The sequence below is a fragment of the Candidatus Blochmannia sayi (nom. nud.) genome, assembly GCF_059935855.1.
The window spans coordinates 226940-241418 of record NZ_CP011796.1 but is presented as its reverse complement, the minus strand read 5'-3'; the positions used below and the strand labels follow the sequence as shown (position 1 = coordinate 241418).

Here is a 14479-nt window from a genome sequence, read left to right as displayed (position 1 = left end):
TATTTTGATCAAGAATTTAAATAAAAATTTAGTTCTACAAAATAAAATAAATATCTGTTATTTGTAATAATATAAATAATTATGCTACATATTTCATCTATACCGTTTTTAACTTTTTCTCGTAAAGAATGGATATCTCTTCAAAAAAAGATACCATTAATATTATCTAAAAGAGAAATTCTCAATTTAAAAAAAATAAATAATAATATTTCTATCAATGAAATAATAGAAATTTATTTACCATTATCTAGCATCCTTAATTTTTATATTTGTTCATCAAATACGACACAACAAAATAGTTGTGCACAATTTCTAGGTACTCAAAAAAAACGTATACCATATATTATTGGTATTACTGGTAGTGTTGCTGTAGGTAAAAGTACTACGGCAAAAATATTGCAAATATTACTTAGTAAATGGCCCAAACACCGCATTGTAGAACTAGTGACAACTGACGGGTTTTTACATTCTAATATAATACTAAAAAAACAGAATTTAATGAAAAAAAAAGGTTTTCCACAATCTTATGATTATGCCAATTTAATAAATTTTATTCTAAAAATTAAATCTAGCACCAAACCAATCACTATTCCTATATATTCTCATACAAAATATGACATTATTCCTAATGTTCAACAAATAATTCACCATCCAGATATTCTCATTTTAGAAGGATTAAATATCTTACAAACTTACCATGAAAAATATTGTAATTTACCTAATACTTTGATATCTGACTTCATTGATTTTTCTATCTATATTGATGCTCCAGAAAACTTACTACAAACATGGTATATCAATAGATTTTTAAAATTTTGTAATAACACTACTTTTTCTCATCCTCATTCTTATTTTTATCATTATTCTCAATTATCTAAAAAAGAAATAATTTCTATAACTTCTCAAATATGGACTAAAATAAATAGACTCAATTTACAAAAAAATATTTTGCCTACTAAAGAACGTGCGAATTTAATTCTAAAAAAAGGCACCAACCATATGATTGATAATATTCAATTAAAAAATAACAATAATTAAACAAAGTAACAATTTTATTTTTTATAACTACTGTTAATATCTCGAATTCTATCAATCCAAAAACACTAAATTTTAAATAAATAATATTTCATAAATTAAAATATATTTATAAAATATTCCTCACGCTACACATATACTTACTAAGATACATAAATAGAAATATTATTTCCTAAATAATGTCGCATTAAACCTGCTTGTTTCACTATTAATGCTCCGTGCTCATTTATTCCAAATGCTGTACCATATATAACGCGCTTACCTACTAACAAAGTAATCGATTTATTATATAAATAATCAAAATTACTCCAATAAGAAATAAATGGTGTGAATCCAAAAACAACAAAATCTTTTAATTTCTGACGCAATATATCAATCAACATTATTACTAAAATATTACGATCAATTATAATTCCAATATCTTTCAAACCAATCCAATTTGGACTCATTTTAGTTTCTAATGTTGAATATGATAAGTACGTGGTGGATATATTAATACCAATACCTATAATTACATGAGCAATTCGATCAGTACTTGTTATAATTTCAATCAAAATTCCCGCTAATTTTCGTCCATAAATGTACAAATCATTCGGCCATTTAATCTTAATCTGTGATACACCTAAATGTTTTAATATTCTCGCTACGACAACACTTATCATTAAACTAAATGCAATTATTGAAAACGGTATTTTTTCTATTTTCCAATAAATAGACAAACAAACACCTTGCCCAAAGGATGTAATCCAAATTTTGCCACGTCTTCCTCTTCCTTGTGTTTGATGTTCTGTCACGCAGGCATCTCCTGATGTCATATGTAAAATATTATCCATTATATATTGATTTGTTGAATCAACTTCATCTAACACAATTACATTACCTTCAGGTAATTGTGATAAAATTTCAGATTTATCCAATAAAAAATCAGAGGTGACAAAATTATAGTTTTTGTTGTATCTTATCAAAACTTCTAATCTCTAAAAATAAATATGATACTTATTTCATAATTTTTCTAAAACATATATATAATTAAACATTAACTCTTGAATTTTTTCTAAATAATTAAAATATTTATTATTTAGTATATAAATAATTTTTGAGGATTTATTTCTCCACGACTCCCAATTAACCTAACTTCAGGTTGCAGATAAATATTAAATTTATCTGCAACCTTATTATACACATAAAGAGCCAACGCCGCAATTTCAGTGCCAGTAGCCATTTTATTAGTATTAATCAATACTAAAGCTTGCTTTGAATGAATTGCCGCTTCTCCAAATACATAACCTCTTAATTGACAACTCTCTATTAACCATCCTGCTGATAATTTTACTTTACCATCTTTTTGATAATAATGAGGCATATTTGGATACTTTTGAAGTAAATCATTAACTTTTTTAACATCTATTACTGGATTTTTAAAAAAACTGCCAGCATTTCCCACTAAAATAGGATCCGGCAATTTTGTATGTCTAATCATATAAATAATATTAAACATTTGACGAGGCGTGATATTACGTTTATTCAAATGATTGAATTCATGATAATTTAATACAGGCTTCCATTTTTTATATAACGTTAATCCCACAAACACAATAGCGTATTTCTTTAAAAAAATTCTAAAAATACTATTTCTGTATCCAAAATTACATTCAGAATTAGTGAAACGAATTTTCTTTCCGTTACACAAATCTATAACATCTACATATTCACATACTTGAGATAACTCAAGTCCATAAGCCCCAATATTTTGAATCGGAGCAGCTCCAACATATCCTGGTATACATGCTAAATTTTCTAAACCTGGTATATTTTTATTTAAAGTATAAATTACTAATTTATTCCATTTTTCTCCAGCTCCAACATGCAACTTCCATGTCGTTTTATTTTCAGTGATAAAAACACCTTTTATTCTATTTAACAATATTACACCAGCATAATGTTCTAAAAATAAAACATTACTACCCTCTCCCAAAATAAGAACAGGTTTCCCTTGATTATAAGCTTTTTCCCACAATTTTAATAATGTACATTCATTATGCACTATAATTACATGCTCAGCGAATACATCAATCGAAAAAGTATTTAACGATTTTAATCTAATTTTACTTCTCATACATTCGTTGCTATTTAATAAAAATATTAAATATACGCTCAGACTATATTCACGCACTTATTCACATAAATAAGTATACTTTTTTATTTTAAACATATTAACTGTTTAATGTTGAATTTTATCTTCCTAAAAATTACAAAAAAAAATCATTTCACATACACATGATAAAATAAACACAAAAATTATATCAGACACTCACACCAAAATAACACCAAAAACTAATACATTAATTTTTCGATCTATCACATTTTATAATCAACAAACAATAATTATTATAAAATTCTCACAACAAAAATTGCGCTAACTTACATTAAACCACGCAATCTTTAATAATTTTCATTTTATAAATATAACTTAATGATTTTGTAAATCTAATTATTAAATCACTGAACAAAAACTATTGTATTGTTTGAAACATCTACGGTAATTTTTTTACCCGGTAATAAGTTGCCAGACAATATTTCTTGAGATAACGAATTTTCAATATATTGTTGTATAGCACGTTTTAATGGACGTGCACCATAATTTGGGTCAAATCCCACTTTTGATAAAAACACTAAAACTGCATCAGTAATACTAGTATTAGGATATCCTTTCTCTTCTAAACGATTACACAGATTTTTCAATTGAATATCAGCAATCTTAATAAGATGATCAGAATTTAACGGATGAAATACCACTATTTCATCTATTCTGTTAACAAATTCCGGACGGAAATATTTATGAACCACATTTAACATCGTAGACTTAACTTCTCGATAATCTGTAATTCTAAAGTTTTTTGGAATCATATCTGATCCTAAATTAGATGTCATAATAATAACAGTATTACTAAAATTGACTGTACGACCATGCCCATCTGTCAATCGTCCGTCATCTAACACTTGTAATAATACATTAAAAATTTCCGCGTGCGCTTTTTCTATTTCATCTAACAAAATAACAGAATACGGCCTACGACGTACTGATTCAGTTAAATATCCCCCTTCTTCATATCCAATATAACCAGGAGGAGCACCTAATAACCTTGATACAGAATGTTTCTCCATAAATTCAGACATATCAATACGAACCATCGCATGATTAGTATCAAAAAGAAATACAGACAGCGCTTTACATAATTCAGTTTTACCTACTCCAGTGGGCCCTAAAAACATAAAAGAACCTATCGGACGTTTAAGGTCAGACAATCCAGCACGACTTCTACGAATAGCATTAGACACTACTTTTACTGCTTCATTCTGACCAATAACGAATTTATGCAAAACATGCTCCATATGTAACAATTTATCTTTTTCACTAGCCAACATTTTAGAAACGGGAATTCCAGTCCAACGAGACAATACTTCGGCAATTTCTACATCAGTAACACAATTTCGTAAAAGACGTATTTTTTTATTATTAGATTGCAATACTATCGATAGCTTTTTTTCTAATTCTGGAATTTTACCATATTGTAATTCAGACATACGCGCTAAATCACCAACACGACGTGCTTGATCAATAGCAATTTTTGCCTGTTCTAAATCAGATTTTATATTTTGAGCATCAGATAATGATGTTTTTTCATTTTTCCATTCTTTTTCAAGTACAATATAATCATTTTCTTTTTGTACTAATTCAGTAGTTAATGTTTCCAAGCGTTTTATGCTAGAATCATCTGATTCTTTTTTTAATGCTTGTTGTTCTAATTTTAACTGTATTATTCGCCGTTCCAATCTATCCAATTCTTCTGGTTTAGAATCTATTTGTATACGAATGCTTGAAGCAGCTTCGTCAATCAAATCAATAGCTTTATCCGGCAACTGGCGATCAAAAATATATCGATACGATAAAGTTGCAGCAGCCACTATTGCCGGATCAGTAATGTGAACATTATGATGTAATTCATAACGTTCTTTTAATCCACGAAGAATAGCTATAGTATCTTCAACACTAGGTTCAGCAATAAATATTTTTTGAAAACGTCTTTCTAAAGCCGCATCTTTTTCAATATATTTGCTATATTCATTAAGTGTAGTTGCTCCTACACAATGCAATTCTCCTCTAGCTAATCTTGGTTTAAGCATGTTACTTGCATCCATTGCTCCATCAGCTTTACCAGCCCCAACCATAACATGTAGTTCATCGATGAACAAAACTATATTACTATCTTCTTTAGATACATCACTCAACACGCTTTTTAAGCGTTCTTCAAACTCTCCTCTATATTTCGTTCCTGCCAATAATAATCCCATATCTAAAGCCAATATACGATTATTTTTTAATCCTTCTGGCACTTCATTATTAACAATACGTTGAGCTAATCCCTCTACTATAGCAGTTTTTCCTACTCCAGGTTCTCCTATAAGAACAGGATTATTCTTGGTACGCCTCTGTAACACCTGAATAGTACGACGAATTTCCTCATCTCTACCAATGACAGGATCAAGCTCGCCTCGTTCTGCAAGTTTAGTTATATCTACAGTAAATTTTTGTAATGCTTGACGTCGAAATTCTGCTGATTGATCATTAACTGAATGATTATTACGTATATCATTTATTACTTGTTTCATATTTTCTGTAATTATTCCAGATTTTTTTAATAAATCACTTAATATTCCGCTAGATTCAATAGCCGCTAAAATAAACATTTCTGATGCAATAAAAGTATCATTATATTTTTGTGCTAATTTATCACACAAATTTAGCATTTTGATTAAATCATAGGAACATTGAATATCTCCACCAATGCCTTCTACTTTAGGTAGATTATCACATGCTTGCTCAATTGATGCAATTAACTGAGAAATATTTGATCCAGCACATACTAACAATTGATATACCGATCCATTTCGATCATTCAAAAAAGCAAGCATAACATGTATAGGTTCGACAAATTGATTATCTTTTTTAAGCGCTATAGATTGAGCATCAGAAAGAGCCAATTGAAAATTATGAGTAAAACGATCTAATCGCATAATATTTTTCCTTGTACAATAATATAACAAATCAATCAAAATATAGATCACAGCTATCTGATGATATGGCGATTAAGCACCAAAATTCAAGCATTTAAAATTTACTAAAAATTAAAACATATATATCGAGATTCTCTAAACACTAAATATAAAATATAAACCTTATTATTATATTAATTATTTCATTATAGTTAATTTATAATATTGAATTTATTTAATAAATTTAGATTAATAATCTGTGCTCTATGTAATAAAAAAACTATAACAGAAATATCTGCAGTATTTATTACAGGAACAACAATATCATTAAAAAATTATTCATTTTTTCTTAATATATTTATTAAATTTATTATATCTTGAGGCAAAGGTATATTCCATACCATTTTAATTTGAGTAATAGGATGACACAATTTCAGCGTGATAGCATGTAACGCTTGACGACGGAAACGATATAAATAGCTATTTAATCCATTAGACTTATCTTTAATGAAATAAGTGATTTTCCCATATTTTTGATCTCCTACCAAAGGATGATTAATATAAGCCATGTGTACACGAATTTGATGAGTTCTTCCAGTATCAAGACGCACACGCACTCTAGTGTGCATTCTGAATGTTTCTATAACTGAATAATAAGTAATTGCTGGTTTTCCCGCAACATCTACTGTCATGCGAGTGCGATGAATTGTATGTCTTCGAATTGGTTTATCTATCATCCCATCATTATGGGAAAAACTTCCAAAAACAATCGCTTCATACTCTCTAATAATTTTTCGTTTTTTAAATAATTGTAATAAATTATTATATGCAATAACATTTTTAGCTACAACCATTAAACCAGTAGTATCTTTATCTAAACGCTGAACAATACCCGCTCTGAATACATCTATAATAGATGGATATTTGTACAACAGCGCATTTAATACAGTACCCGAATAATTACCAGCTCCAGGATGAACTACCATATTCTTCTCTTTATTTATCACTATAATATCATCGTCTTCATATACAATTTCAAGAGGTATATCTTGAGGAACAACATTATTTTGAATGTTAACAATATTTTTTATTTCAATAAGCTCACCACCCATCATTTTTTTTTTAGGCATAATAACTACTCTATTATTGACGCTCACTTTCTCAGAAAGAATCCAACGTTTTATTTGAGAACGAGAATAATTTGGCAATAACTCAGAAAGCACACAATCTAATCGCTGACCAGATTGAGATGCGTGTACTATTACAGGTTTTATAACATAATATTCAGGTAACTTTATCATCACCAATACATCAATCGAATATTAAATTTAGCTAAATTGTTATATAATACGTTTATTAAAATGAATGTTTTGTAAAATATTATTTATGAACATTTGAATACTTTTTATAAAATACTAATAAAAAATATCATGACACGAATTAAACTCTACATAACAGTAATTATATCAAGTATTAGTATCATCGTTATTTCCCATGCAACTGCGGCTGTTCATAATATAAATTATTCTACTTACAATATTTATAAGTCCGCTCAAGACAAATTATATAATGCTAACTATACAGAAGCTATACAAAATTTAGAAAATCTAAAAAATTTACATTTGTTCGATCCCTGTCCTCAGCAAATTTATTTGGATTTAATTTACGCTTATTATAAATTACATGATTTAAAGTCAGCAAATAATTATACTAAGTATTTTCTAAAATCGTATCCCAATCATAAATATTATGATTATGTATTATATATGCATGGTTTAGTTAATATGTCCTTAGATTCTAAAAATAAAACATTAATAAAATACTTACATATAAATTGGTTTGATCGCGATCCTACATATGCACACACAGCATTCTATAGTTTTGTAGAACTTATTCGCAAATATCCCGATAGTCAATACTCTGCAGATGCACATAAACGTTTAATATTTTTGAAAAACAGGATAGCTGAATATGAACTCTCTATTATAAAGTTTTATTCTAAAAGAAATGCTCATATATCAGTAATAACCCGTGCAAAAAAAATGTTATATTATTTTCCAGATACTCAAGCAACCCGTAAAGCACTGTATTATATGCAACGTGCTTATCAAAATATATACTTATCTGATCAAGCTGATAAAGTAGCAAAAATTATCGCTATCAATCCAATATACTAACTCTCAACAAACAATTATTTTATAAATGTATTAACTATAATTATTTCAATCGTACAATCAAACCAATATTTAAAGTTATGTAGCATAATGAAGTATAATCTTATATTTATGAATAAATAACGACTATTTAAACTACATAAATCAATATTTAACTTTAACACGCGCTATTATTATTACGATCACTGCAATTATTATACAAATAATATACTAATATTAGAACATCACAAAAAAAATGAGTCAAATCATGATTTATAAATCTACAACACATATAGCTTTTTTGGGCCCTAAAGGTTCATATTCCCATATTGCTGCCATACAATATGCGAATCGTTATTTTGATAAAATAATAGAGTGTAGTTGTAAAAATTTTAATGATATTTTTTCATTAGTGGAATGTAACTACGTAGAATATGGTGTAGTACCTATTGAAAATTCTAACTCTGGATTAATTGATGAAGTATGTGATTTATTGCTAGATACTCAAATACTATTAGTGGACGAAATTGTTATTCCTATAAAACATTGTATTTTAACAAAAAACTGTACTAATAATATAAATAAAATTCAAATCATATATAGTCACCCACAACCTGTTCAACAATGCAGTAAATTTTTAAAACATTTCTCGACATGGAAAATCATATTCTGTGAAAGCAGCGCAACTGCTATGAAAACAGTAGCAGCACTCAATCAATCTAACTTGGCAGCTTTAGGCAGTATACAAGGAGGAAAATTTTATGGATTACGTGCATTATCAACATATAATTTATCTAATTCTCAAAAAAATATAACTAGATTTATTATCTTAAAAAAAGCAAATATTAAAATATTCGATGAATTTATAGCTACAAAAACTATACTAATTATCTCCATTGAACAACAATATAAAAAATTAGACGAAATTTCAAAAATATTGCAATATTACAATATTAAGAAAACCTACTTTAAATCACGTTTATTATTACACAACACATCAAAAAATATAGTTATTATTGAAGTAATGGCGCATATACACAACATATACGTGCAACAAATTTTCATAGAATTAAATAAAATTTCTCATTCATTAAAAATACTAGGTTGCTATCCAATTACATCTGACATAAATATAATTAACAATTACAACGAAAAAATAGTATAAACAACCTTTCAGAAAGTATCATATTCAGATATTTTTATATCATGTAAAACGTTTTATTTATAAAAAACACACGCAATAATGAATAATAAACAAATAACCGCGCAATACATGATAATATAATATCTAAAAATACAAACATGCGGTCAAATATACAAAACAGCATTTTTAATTAAAAATTAATTTTACAATAACAAATTTTGTTATCAAACATATATATGTTTCAATTTTAATGCAAAACAATCTAAAAAATTAAAAATAATAATCATTTATGTAAGTAATTATCAAAACCATTTCTTTATTTTTGTATATGATTAATTTGACGCAATATTTTTCGACTTTCTTTATAAAAAAGATCAGTATATATACCAAACCAATCTTGAATTTTTTGAAATTGATTAATAAATTCTTGTTTCTTATTTCGTTCCAATAATGTTAAAATCCCACCTAGCCTTTTATAATACCGTCTGATCAACATAAGACTATTTTTAGAATTCATAATTATATCTGCATATAATTGAGGATCTTGAGCAAATAATCGCCCTATTGTTATTAACCTTAATCGAAATATTGGCGAAGAAAAAGATAACATTTTTTCTAAATCAATATTTTCTTTTGACAAATGATATCCAACTACAAAAGTAATAAAATGAAATAATCCTTGAATGAAACTCATATATTGATCATGCTCTGTTGCGTCACACAAATATAATTTTGCACCCCAAAGTTTTATTTGTTCTAATAACCATTGATACGCTTCTGGATGACGTCCTTCACAATAAATTACTACTTGTTTTACCATACTTCCATGATCCGGATTAAACATAGGGTGCAATCCTAATACCGGGCCAGTATGATTAGCTAATATAGCGTTTAAAGATATTTCTTTTATAGACGATAAATCTACTATAATACAATTGTTAGATAAACATGGTAATTTATCAACAACATCAACAACTGAATGAATAGGGACGCTAATTATCACCATGCCAACATCTTTCAATATTGATTTTGCATTCATCCAATCATCTTTATCTAAAATTCGTACATTATATCCTGATAAAATTAACATTTTGAAAAAAAACTGACCCATTTGTCCTTGACCCCCAATTATAACAATTGGACCTAAATTCGGGCGTAGTGTCTTAAATCCTTGCTCATTTTCATTACAATAAGATTCATTCATAACGAGACGTAATATATCTTCGACTAAATCTGGAGAAATACCTAATTTTACTGCTTCTTGTCTGCGGCAATCGATTATCATTTCTTCTCTATCTGGTACATAGATAAACAATCCGTAACGGTTTTTTATTTTTCCTATTTCAGAAACTAAAGAGAGTCGTTTAGATAATAACCTTAATAAATCTTGATCTATTTTATCGATTTTATTTCGTAAAATATTTAATTCCTCTATCATGCCATTTCGGCTCCTGATATACGGTTAATAAGAAATGGTTTTAATTCTTTATATAAAGAATGTAACAAATGTTCAGTCGTTTCCCAATCTATACAAGCATCAGTCACTGATACTCCATATTGTATTGTTGTAGAACATGATAAATTTACAGGTTGGTTACCAGAATGAATATAACTTTCCAACATCAAACCAATAATAGAACGATTTCCACATTTAATTTGATTCAAAACAGATCGCGCTACATCAATTTGATAACGATAATTCTTATTAGAATTACCATGACTACAATCTATCATTAATGCTAATGGTAATCCTGCTTCTATTATTCTTTTTTCGCAATAAATAATATCTTCTGGATAATAATTGGGATTTTCCCCCCCACGTAAAATTATATGAGTATTAAGATTGCCTTTAGTATGCACTAAAGATACTTGACCTAACTGATTAATACTAATATATCGATGAGATATCATAGCAGTTCGTATTGCATTAATTGCATTAGAAAGATTGCCATTAGTACTATTTTTAAAACCTATAGGCGTACATAGCCCAGAAGCAATTTCTCGATGTATTTGAGATTCTGTAGTACGAGCTCCAATAGATGACCAACTAAAGAGCTCTCCAATATATTGTGGAATATTTGGATTTAACACTTCAGTGGCAAGTGGTAATCCAATTTTTGTTAATTGTATCAATAGATTTCGAGAGGTTCTTAAACCTAATTCAATATCATAAGAACCATTCATATGTGGATCATTAATTAAGCCTTTCCAACCAATAGTAGTACGAGGTTTTTCTAGATATACACGCATAACAATATATAATTGATCTTGTAATTCTGATGATAAAATTTTCAATTTATTAGCGTAATCAACAGTAGAATCAACATCATGAATAGAACAAGGACCACATATTACTAATAAACGTGGATCTCTTCTATGAATAATATTCATAATAACATTTCGAGAATCAGCAATAGTTTGTTGTTCTGAACGTGTTATAGGAAATTGACTTTTTAATTGATCAGGAGTAATCATTGGATGTATATTGTAAATATGAATGTTATTTTGCTCATTTTTTTGCATATTATTAGCCTTAATATAATAAGGTATTTATAGTATTTTAAACTATAAATACTAAAATGATTATTAAAAAATGATAATATATAATCATATTATGATACACATATAAAACTAATGTAAATATAGTTTTTACTTATAATTGTTAATAAATTATTATAAATTGATTAATTAGACTATATTTAATTTTTGATTTATAAAAAAATAAGTTCTAATGACAATAGATTATTTTAAAATTTTTATCATTCAAAATACGAACTCTATCTATATACTAGATACATTAAATACAAAACATATACATATTGAATTAATAATTAAAAATCTATACATTATACTTACAATAAAAGACTGTGTTTATTTTTTTAATATTACATTTTACATTGAATAGATGTTTGAAAAAAAATCATGAGATAATCCATATGTCAAGACAATCGATGACATATATAAAAAATTTTAATTATATTTAAAATCAATACTATTACGGACGATTTCAAAACATACACAAAAACTCAAACACAATATATACATATATGTATATATACAAAAAAATAAATTAGTAACCTGATAATGTTAACAACAGAATCTTATCTGAAATATCAGATCATATGTGCTTTGTTCTAATACGCGCAGATTTTCCACTAAGGTTTCGTAAATAATATAACTTGGCACGACGAACAATTCCAAATCGTTTAATCTTAATTTCTTCAATAACAGGAGAATGTGTTTGAAATACTCGTTCTACCCCTTCACCACTAGAAATCTTCCTTACAGTAAACGCAGAATGTAATCCACGATTTTTAACAGAAATAATTATACCATCAAAAATCTGTAAACGTTTTTTGCTACCTTCAATTATCCAAGCCTTCACTTCTACTGAATAACCTGAATGTAAATGTGGTACATTCTTTTTAATTTGTTTTATTTCAAAATCATTTATTAATGCATGCATATACATTATTTCCTTAATCTTTGTTTAAACAATAAAAGTATTCATTTTTAAATTCAACAAGCAATTCTTTTTCTTCATCAGTTAATTGCATATCACTAAGTAAATCTGGTCTTTTTATCCAAGTACGACCCAGCGCTTGTTTTTGTTTCCAACGATCAATATTCTTGTGATTTCCTGATAACAATACTGACGGTACTTTTATACCTGCAAAAATTTTTGGACGTGTATAATGTGGACAATCCAATTTTCCTTTAGAAAAAGAATCCGAATCCTTTGAATGTCGGTTACCTAATACACCAGGAAGTATTCTGGATATCGCATCTATTAATACCATCGCTGCTAATTCCCCTCCGCTAAGTATATAATCCCCTATAGACCATTCTTCATCAATTTCTGTTTGGATAAATCTTTCATCAACACCTTGATATCTACCACAGACTAAAATTAGTTTTTGATTATCATGTGCTAATGTACGTACATGTTTTTGATTGAGCTTTTTCCCTTGAGGGGAAAGATAAATTACCTTAACATTACCCTCTAATTCATTTTTTGCTTGATTAATTGCATCTTTTAATGGTTGAATCATCATTACCATGCCTGGTCCTCCTCCATAAGGACGATCATCCACACTATGATGTAAGTCGTATGTAAATACACGTGGATTCCATAGTTTTACAGAAATGATATTGTTCCTAACAGATCGACCTACTACCCCATGACAAATAATAGCGTCAAACATTTCTGGAAATAAAGTAATTACACCTAACTGCATATATTTTAAATAATTTTATTTTTAATAAATGATTAAAAATCAGGATCCCAATCTACAATAACAGTACGCATGGAAAGATCAATATTTTTTACAACTTTCTTCAAAAGAAAAGGAACAAGACAATCTTTTATTTTAATAGAATCTTCTTTATGCTTTCTTATGACTAAAACGTCATTTGCAGTAGTGTCTATTATATTAATAATATTCCCTAAAAAAATACCTTTTACCGTTATTACTTTACATCCTATTAAATCTTTCCAATAATATTCGTCATCATTTATATGCGATAATAATTCTGAATCTATAATAATTTCGCAATGAGTCAATAGTTGAGCAGAATCTCTATTTGATATTCCTCGGATTTTAGCAATATAACACTTTCCAACAAATTTCCACTTATCTAAATAAATTGATTTCCATTTAGATTCCATGATAACAAAACACGGATGATAATTAAAAATACTATCACGTTGTTCAGTAAATGAAATTATACGTATCCATCCTAATATACCATATGCACCTGTAATTTTTCCTATTGTTACAGGATTAACAGGTACCGTTAATCCATCTTTTGTATCACGTTGCATATTTACTTATTTTTTATATTTTTCTTTATTAACATTAAGACACGTACAGAAGGACTAGCTCCCTTATGTAACCAATATTTTATTCGTTCTGTATTTATATGTAGCGCCATATGATTATCACGCTCAATTGGATTAAAAAACCCAACTCGTTCAATAAAGCTACAATCCCGTGCATTTCTACTATCAGTAACAACTATGTGATAAAAAGGAGCTTTCTTATGCCCTCCTCGCGCTAATCTAATTCTCACCATAAATCTGCACCTTTTA

At 27.8% G+C, this 14479-nt stretch carries 13 protein-coding genes; 3 read left to right on the top strand and 10 right to left on the bottom strand.

The window, feature by feature from the left end; all coding sequences use genetic code 11:
* The first annotated feature begins 81 nt into the window (after positions 1-81).
* Positions 82-1038, top strand: a complete 957-nt coding sequence (coaA, locus tag Bsayi582_RS00955) for a type I pantothenate kinase (protein ID WP_500815948.1) — start codon at positions 82-84, stop codon at positions 1036-1038.
* Positions 1039-1178: 140 nt separating this feature from the next.
* Here the strand turns inward: coaA and Bsayi582_RS00950 are convergent, their stop codons facing one another.
* From Bsayi582_RS00950 to rluD, 4 genes are all read right to left on the bottom strand, one after another.
* Positions 1179-2000 carry a biotin--[acetyl-CoA-carboxylase] ligase gene (locus tag Bsayi582_RS00950; RefSeq protein ID WP_500815947.1) on the bottom strand — a complete coding sequence of 274 codons (822 nt, stop codon included), beginning with the start codon at positions 1998-2000 and terminating at the stop codon, positions 1179-1181.
* 113 nt (positions 2001-2113) lie between these two features.
* The gene (gene murB / locus Bsayi582_RS00945) at positions 2114-3151 is read right to left on the bottom strand and encodes a UDP-N-acetylmuramate dehydrogenase (RefSeq protein WP_500815946.1); all 1038 of its coding nucleotides are present in this window, start codon (positions 3149-3151) and stop codon (positions 2114-2116) included.
* Positions 3152-3534: 383 nt separating this feature from the next.
* Positions 3535-6111, bottom strand: coding sequence for an ATP-dependent chaperone ClpB (gene clpB / locus Bsayi582_RS00940; protein WP_500815945.1), 2577 nt, complete (start codon positions 6109-6111; stop codon positions 3535-3537).
* A gap of 314 nt (positions 6112-6425) precedes the next feature.
* Complete coding sequence (rluD, locus tag Bsayi582_RS00935) at positions 6426-7391, bottom strand: 23S rRNA pseudouridine(1911/1915/1917) synthase RluD (protein ID WP_500815944.1); 966 nt, start codon at positions 7389-7391, stop codon at positions 6426-6428.
* A 129-nt stretch (positions 7392-7520) separates the two neighbouring features.
* Between rluD and bamD the strand changes: the two genes are divergently transcribed.
* Both bamD and Bsayi582_RS00925 read left to right on the top strand, forming a co-directional pair.
* Complete coding sequence (bamD, locus tag Bsayi582_RS00930; protein ID WP_500815943.1) at positions 7521-8267, top strand: outer membrane protein assembly factor BamD; 747 nt, start codon at positions 7521-7523, stop codon at positions 8265-8267.
* Positions 8268-8511: 244 nt separating this feature from the next.
* Positions 8512-9408 carry a prephenate dehydratase domain-containing protein gene (locus Bsayi582_RS00925; RefSeq protein WP_500815942.1) on the top strand — a complete coding sequence of 299 codons (897 nt, stop codon included), beginning with the start codon at positions 8512-8514 and terminating at the stop codon, positions 9406-9408.
* 295 nt (positions 9409-9703) lie between these two features.
* Here the strand turns inward: Bsayi582_RS00925 and tyrA are convergent, their stop codons facing one another.
* The 6 genes from tyrA to rpsP all read right to left on the bottom strand — a co-directional run bounded on the left by tyrA (position 9704) and on the right by rpsP (position 14463).
* Positions 9704-10825, bottom strand: a complete 1122-nt coding sequence (gene tyrA / locus Bsayi582_RS00920; RefSeq protein WP_500815941.1) for a bifunctional chorismate mutase/prephenate dehydrogenase — start codon at positions 10823-10825, stop codon at positions 9704-9706.
* The gene (locus tag Bsayi582_RS00915; RefSeq protein WP_500815940.1) at positions 10822-11910 is read right to left on the bottom strand and encodes a 3-deoxy-7-phosphoheptulonate synthase; all 1089 of its coding nucleotides are present in this window, start codon (positions 11908-11910) and stop codon (positions 10822-10824) included. The genes tyrA and Bsayi582_RS00915 overlap by 4 nt, the downstream gene beginning before the upstream one ends.
* 595 nt (positions 11911-12505) lie before the next feature.
* Positions 12506-12853, bottom strand: a complete 348-nt coding sequence (gene rplS / locus Bsayi582_RS00910) for a 50S ribosomal protein L19 (RefSeq protein ID WP_500815939.1) — start codon at positions 12851-12853, stop codon at positions 12506-12508.
* 13 nt (positions 12854-12866) lie between these two features.
* Complete coding sequence (gene trmD, locus Bsayi582_RS00905) at positions 12867-13625, bottom strand: tRNA (guanosine(37)-N1)-methyltransferase TrmD (RefSeq protein WP_500815938.1); 759 nt, start codon at positions 13623-13625, stop codon at positions 12867-12869.
* A 32-nt stretch (positions 13626-13657) separates the two neighbouring features.
* Entirely contained in the window at positions 13658-14212 is a 555-nt protein-coding gene (gene rimM / locus Bsayi582_RS00900; protein ID WP_500815937.1) for a ribosome maturation factor RimM, read from the bottom strand.
* Between the two features lie 2 nt (positions 14213-14214).
* Positions 14215-14463 (bottom strand): 30S ribosomal protein S16, encoded by a 249-nt coding sequence (gene rpsP, locus Bsayi582_RS00895; RefSeq protein WP_500815936.1) that lies wholly within the window; start codon positions 14461-14463, stop codon positions 14215-14217.
* Between the last annotated feature and the right edge of the window lie 16 nt (positions 14464-14479).

What these genes read in the sequence shown, in the direction of transcription:
- coaA (WP_500815948.1), top strand. Translation starts at nt 82, where the DNA reads ATGCTACATATTTCATCTATACCGTTTTTAACTTTTTCTCGTAAAGAA.
- murB (WP_500815946.1), bottom strand. Translation starts at nt 3,151, where the DNA reads ATGAGAAGTAAAATTAGATTAAAATCGTTAAATACTTTTTCGATTGAT.
- clpB (WP_500815945.1), bottom strand. Translation starts at nt 6,111, where the DNA reads ATGCGATTAGATCGTTTTACTCATAATTTTCAATTGGCTCTTTCTGAT.
- rluD (WP_500815944.1), bottom strand. Translation starts at nt 7,391, where the DNA reads ATGATAAAGTTACCTGAATATTATGTTATAAAACCTGTAATAGTACAC.
- bamD (WP_500815943.1), top strand. Translation starts at nt 7,521, where the DNA reads ATGACACGAATTAAACTCTACATAACAGTAATTATATCAAGTATTAGT.
- Bsayi582_RS00925 (WP_500815942.1), top strand. Translation starts at nt 8,512, where the DNA reads ATGATTTATAAATCTACAACACATATAGCTTTTTTGGGCCCTAAAGGT.
- tyrA (WP_500815941.1), bottom strand. Translation starts at nt 10,825, where the DNA reads ATGATAGAGGAATTAAATATTTTACGAAATAAAATCGATAAAATAGAT.
- Bsayi582_RS00915 (WP_500815940.1), bottom strand. Translation starts at nt 11,910, where the DNA reads ATGCAAAAAAATGAGCAAAATAACATTCATATTTACAATATACATCCA.
- rplS (WP_500815939.1), bottom strand. Translation starts at nt 12,853, where the DNA reads ATGCATGCATTAATAAATGATTTTGAAATAAAACAAATTAAAAAGAAT.
- trmD (WP_500815938.1), bottom strand. Translation starts at nt 13,625, where the DNA reads ATGCAGTTAGGTGTAATTACTTTATTTCCAGAAATGTTTGACGCTATT.
- rimM (WP_500815937.1), bottom strand. Translation starts at nt 14,212, where the DNA reads ATGCAACGTGATACAAAAGATGGATTAACGGTACCTGTTAATCCTGTA.
- rpsP (WP_500815936.1), bottom strand. Translation starts at nt 14,463, where the DNA reads ATGGTGAGAATTAGATTAGCGCGAGGAGGGCATAAGAAAGCTCCTTTT.